Source organism: Ruegeria sp. CDSB136 (assembly GCF_059610965.1).
This window is the reverse complement of sequence record NZ_JBXWOP010000051.1, coordinates 1-5,417: the sequence shown is the minus strand read 5'-3', so window position 1 is coordinate 5,417 and position 5,417 is coordinate 1. Positions and strand designations below refer to the sequence as shown.

Sequence of the window (5,417 nt, the reverse complement as noted above, 5' to 3'; positions counted from 1 at the left end):
CCAACACCATGATTTATATCGGAAATAACACGATCACGACAGCGGAAACAGCGACTTACTTGGGGAATGTGGGCTTCAATAATCAACGAATCCAAAGGCACTGCAATGGACGTCAGCGTTGGTTACTACGCCTTGGAGCGCAAGCCAAATGGCGGGCCGGATCGGCAATTGAAGCTGGGCCTTTCATTCTTTTTCTGACCCACCACCGCAAAGCGCAGGGAGGCTGACACAATGCCTAAACTCCGTTCTGTGATAGCAATTCTGCCACCGCTTTTGATGGCGTCGGGTTTGTTAGCACAAACCGCTGACACAGTCTTCCTGGGCGAGAACATCATAACCAGCAACCCGGATATGCCGTTGGCCAAGTCCTTGGCGGTGTCCGGAGATACGATCGTTTGCGTGCGTGCGGATGACACATGCCGGGAGATGGCTGGCGACGGCACTCAGATCATTGATGCAGGATCAAATACGGTGATGGCGGGCATCGTGGACACACATCTGCATACCCGCATATTCGGGCAGACTCATGCCGTCATGCTCAACCTCTTTAAGTATAATGATGCAACTCGCGAAGAAGTGGTTGAGGTCATTCGTGAATATGCAAACGCACTTGGCCCGGACGAATGGGTAATCGGCGGCGGGTTTTCCGACAAACACTTTCAAAACCCCACCAAGGAAGAGCTGGACGAGATCGTCGGCGGCCGCCCGGCATTGATATCAGACAATACCCAGCACAACGGCTGATACTCCACCAGAGCGCTGGAATATCTTGGCATCACAGCGGATTGGGCCCCTCCGAAGGGTGGGTATATGCCCCCAAATGATGCTGGAGAACCGTCTGGGCTGCTGCAGGAGAAAGCGCATCTTTCGACCGGTTTTTTCGAACAGCACAAGCTCTACTCACATAAAAAGCAGGAGGAAGCCATCAAGGCTGCGGCGCGAATTCTGAATGCTGTCGGTGTCACCGCTGCGACCGAGGCAGCTGCCGGATCCAAGGACGGAGCCGATGATGTGTATGTCCGGCTCGCCAAGAAGGGAGAGCTGAACCTTCGACACGAACTGGCGATGGTTTTTTGGGGAACCGGAACTCCAGAGGGTGACGCGGCAATGATAGATCAACTTGTCGAACGCCGTGCGGCGATATCGGAGTCAGGGGTTGATCCGGCTTTCCTGACAACCAACGCCGTTAAGTTCGCGATTGATGGGAGGCCCGGACGGTTCGCCTACATGGAGGCCCCATACTTGGACGGCACCAGGCCAAGCATGAACTTTACGCCGACGAATCTTTCCGAGATTTTTGACGACCTGACGGAGCGTGATTTCGCGCTGATGCTGCACGTGGAAGGGAACGCAGCGATCCGAAAATCTCTGGATGCGCTGGACTATGCCGACGAGACGGGCAATCCGCTCAATGATGAAATCAGGCACATATTCACCCACGTCGACCACATATCGATAGATACTGCAACCAGGATGTCTGCGTTGGGTGTTGCTGGGCAAATTTAGCTGCATTGGGCAGACCCGACCGAGGAATATTTCGTCAATGTGGTACGCGGCAACCTGCCACCGCAAATCCTCGATAACATGTTTCAATTTAAATTGGTGACGGACTTTTTGGAATACGGTTTTGCCCCTGACGCACCCACGTCTCCAATTTTTTCTCCATGGGAAGGCATGGAAATTGCAATGACCCGACAGGCCAAGGGGACACCAGGTGGAGACAGGATACCCGGTGAAGGCTTGACGTTCCAAGAGATCATTCAAGGTTCGACCCTTGGAAGTGCGCGCCTGCAGAAAAAAGATCACATTCTCGGCAGTTTGGAAGAAGGGAAAGTTGCCGATATTATTGTTCTTGATCGCGACATACAAAAGCAGGCGGAAGACAATATTTACGAGTTTCACAAAACAGAAGTTCTGCAAACTTACCTCGGTGGTAAACTGGTCTACGACATAGACCGTGACGGAGAACCGGACAAAGAACTGACTGAACCGGTCTGGGATGAAGGTGATGACGAAAAGCTCCGCCGTGGGGAGGCTGTGACCAGTGTCCGCGTCGAAGAAGGTTAAGTGTTACGTTGGTAGGAGACCTTAGATGATACGAACGGTACTTGTGCTGCTGGCCTGCACTCTTGCGGTGGTTGACGCTCAGCCAGCGTTTTCGGAAATAGAAAAAACCGCATCTGAAGGCCGAAATGCCTCCGCACCTTCGGGAGCACCTCGATTTAGCGCGCAGTTTCAAACGATTGATATGTTGGCACCTCTGGGGGAGGTTTCAGATCGCCAATTCTCGGATGAAACCAACGTCGTCGGTTGGGGCGATTTGCTGCCTCCGCTCCGGTCTTTGGAAGCCCCTTTCGAAGGATTGCCGGAGCCGTTGCTGGAGGCGATGCGCACGCATGTCAAATGGAGAACATCAGGTCTGCGCGCGCGCGAAGACAAGGCCTTTGCTGCGGATCACGAGTTAGCAATGACACTCTTGGCGGCAGAAGAGATAGACATCGAAAATCTGATGAAAGAACGGCGCAAAATTATTGCCCAAAACAGCAGGATTGGGAGGCAGGCGAACCCGGTCGTGGTCGGCAAGCGAATTCGTCTACCCGGTTACGTCGTACCCCTTGAAATTGAAGACGGAGTTGTGACGGAGTTTCTCCTGGTGCCAGTGGCAGGCTCCTGCGTTCACACGCCATCGCCGCCCCCGAACCAAATTGTGCGTGTAGAGTATTCCGATGGTCTCGGTTTTACGTCGATTTTTGAAGCGTTCTGGGTCGAGGGCGAATTGTCGGCTGAAGAGACGGTCAGTGATGTCACGTTTTCTGATGGGGCGGCTGATGTGGACGCCGTCTACACGTTAAGTGCACGCTCCGTTGATACATATTCGGGCTACTAACCTTTACGCTGTCAATCTATGTTGCTCACTAGATTGGACAAATAGAGTGGGTTTTGGCTTCTGTCGTTAGGAGCTTACGAGGGCCGCTGTCCTAGACGGTAAGTTGACTATTTCAAGGCTCGCTGCATAAAAACCAAATTTTGCCCACTCCCCGCGAGAAGTGGTAACTTGATGAAGTCGTGTTTTCAATCCGCGACGCAAAACACTGGCATTGGCGGGATCTGAAACCAACTACCCCGACTCCGAATGGATTTTGTGGAGCCGGGATAGGACTAGCTATTTACTGCTTCTAGAAGCGGTAGTTCACACCAAAAGTCGCAGTGGTTGCGCTAATTTTATTGTCTCCACCGGATCTGTCAAACCTGTCTTGAAGCACCTCGCCGAATAGTGACACGTTGTTCGATACGTAGTGTTCAAGTCCAACGCCGACCGTGTATCCCCAATCTTCGCTTATGGCACTACCTGTAGCATAGGCCGCACCTGTTGTTACGTATGCCAACGTGTCTCCAATAGCGGAACCACCCCGAACTCTTATGCGACTTAGGCTGTTCAGATCGCCAATTTCAGTGGAAATATTGGAATAATTAGAGTCGACTGAAACACCCGCCACCCAATTGCTCCCAACTTCCCAGTCGCGACCTACTTGAAGTCCAACTATGCCGCCTTTACCGTTCAAATCCTCCGCCAGTTTTCCATAACCAAAGCGGGTACCAACATAGCTGCTATTCCAATCTGCAGCAGATGCAGGAACAGATGTAACTGCCATTACCGTGGCAATAGCGATCGCTGCAGATTTGATTGCCATTCTTCCAAACATTGTCTTACCTCGGTGAGTATTTCAGTTTCTCTTTCGCGGTATGAGTATTGCTAACCGCACCATGCCAATTTGTGCGCGACGGAGATTTTTCGGGAGGTAATAAACGGTAGTTTACGCTAAATATGTTGAGTGGGCACTGTCAGGTTGAACCGCCTCATCTGACTGGTCCAATTTGATCGTTAGTGCTTCATTGGCCTGAACGGATATGTTCTTGCTCAAGCGCGAGGCGACCGGAATCCCGGATCTTGCTATTCACCAGGATTGCCACCTGAGCAAAGGTGCGATGTATATCAGGGGCAATGATTTTCATGACAGGCTCCTTTCCAAGGTCAGTAGCCAAGAGAGCCAGCGGGCCACACAACAACTACGGATTTGCGCTCGCGGCGCAACCGGGCAAGTCGAAGGGGCGGCCAGATAACAACTCGAACTCACAACTCATCAAGTGCTACGGCCTGCCCGCCATTCGTGCTTCCAACGCCCCAATCCCGGTGGACCAATAGTAGTCCCTATCGAGGCATTCAAATCCTCCGATAGGAGTGGCGCGCCCATTCATGCCTGAAAATAAGTTTGTAGAACAAGATCTCTTTTTCATCCACGTTCGTCATTGGCCTTTGTTTTTGTGCTTCCAAATAGCCGCCGTCCACGAACTAAGTCTCGTATGCGGTAGTGGCAAAGCTGAGCCTGGAGGTCATCAATTTTGACACCTGAATGGCGAAATCTTTCCTCCGGGTGATAAGTTCGCGGTAAACTCAATTCATGATTGGCGACAATGTTAGGAAAACACTAATGAAACCGGGAATTTTGGCAGCTTGTATGGTGATGTTGAATGTATCTTGGGCGCAGGCACATGAAGGGAAAACAGAACAAAAAATCGCTGCTGCGATGTGTATAATCGATGCGGAATGGCCGTTGATAGAGGAAGTAAGTTTAAATACCAGACTGTCAAAATCGTATATGTCAGAGGTCGTCGGGATCATTTTGAGAGACGTTGAAAATCCTAAGGAAATGATCGAATCTTATAATAAAGTCGCACAGGACTTTCCCGACGACTCTTCAGGTCCAAGCGCAGCACGCCGTGCGGAATGTCTCCTGCCTTTGGTGACCCAATGAGTTTGAATGCACCTCTTGGGGACAAGAAGTTTTCAAAGTCAGTTTAAACAGAAGACGGCCTCCGCGAGACTAAAATCTTCAAACCGGTATGGATCCCGTGGGTGTAGGCCGGCTAGAAAATCATTGATTTCACTGTAAAATGCATGGAACTTGTCCAGATGCTCATTCGGACGCGCACGATCCTGGCTCGTTCAATCAGGATCTGAGCATCCCTTTACTCAGGCCAACGTCTGCGCCAAAAACCCTTTACGTCAGACAGCGCTGATACGCGAATAGAGAAACCTACCAGTCGTCCCAAATTCCGTTGCCCCAGACTGGATCCGTGATGGCCTCCTCGACCTCGCGTCGGGTGATTTCACGCTCGATGGCATCTCTAATAATCACGCCGCCTACGCCGTAGCGCCAATAGGGACCCCGCCGATATGTTCTGTACTTTTTGTCTGACGTCAGCACCAATGGGACAGTTTAAGTCGATTTGATAAGAGAGGGTTTCTGGCTCATCGTAACCGCCAAAGAGTGGAGATTGTCCGTCGTCAGAGATTTTGGGACAGATGGCGCTCTGATCTAAGAGAGAGCGTGGCTCATCTGGTTGGATTGATTATG

At 51.3% G+C, this 5,417-nt stretch carries 5 protein-coding genes and 1 pseudogene; 4 read left to right on the top strand and 2 right to left on the bottom strand.

Features of this window, described 5'->3' with window-relative positions; genetic code table 11:
* From AC2FIR_RS23945 to AC2FIR_RS23935, 3 genes and pseudogenes are all read left to right on the top strand, one after another.
* On the top strand, positions 1 to 227 hold a 227-nt coding region (locus AC2FIR_RS23945; protein WP_496763478.1), incomplete at its 5' end, for a hypothetical protein.
* A gap of 4 nt (positions 228 to 231) precedes the next feature.
* Positions 232 to 2,067 (top strand): annotated as a pseudogene (locus AC2FIR_RS23940) (amidohydrolase).
* Positions 2,068 to 2,092: 25 nt separating this feature from the next.
* A complete protein-coding gene (locus AC2FIR_RS23935) occupies positions 2,093 to 2,887 on the top strand; it encodes a DUF3299 domain-containing protein (protein WP_496748135.1) in 795 nt (264 codons plus the stop codon).
* 289 nt (positions 2,888 to 3,176) lie between these two features.
* Here AC2FIR_RS23935 and AC2FIR_RS23930 read toward each other — a convergent pair whose 3' ends face one another.
* Both AC2FIR_RS23930 and AC2FIR_RS23925 read right to left on the bottom strand, forming a co-directional pair.
* A complete protein-coding gene (locus AC2FIR_RS23930; protein ID WP_496763474.1) occupies positions 3,177 to 3,692 on the bottom strand; it encodes an outer membrane protein in 516 nt (171 codons plus the stop codon).
* A 199-nt stretch (positions 3,693 to 3,891) separates the two neighbouring features.
* Positions 3,892 to 4,014 carry a hypothetical protein gene (locus AC2FIR_RS23925; RefSeq protein WP_496748139.1) on the bottom strand — a complete coding sequence of 41 codons (123 nt, stop codon included), beginning with the start codon at positions 4,012 to 4,014 and terminating at the stop codon, positions 3,892 to 3,894.
* 476 nt (positions 4,015 to 4,490) lie between these two features.
* On the opposite strand from AC2FIR_RS23925, the gene AC2FIR_RS23920 reads away from it, so the two are divergent.
* Positions 4,491 to 4,814: a hypothetical protein gene (locus tag AC2FIR_RS23920; RefSeq protein ID WP_496748141.1), complete on the top strand. Its 324-nt coding sequence runs from the start codon at positions 4,491 to 4,493 to the stop codon at positions 4,812 to 4,814.
* The last annotated feature ends 603 nt before the right edge of the window (positions 4,815 to 5,417 follow it).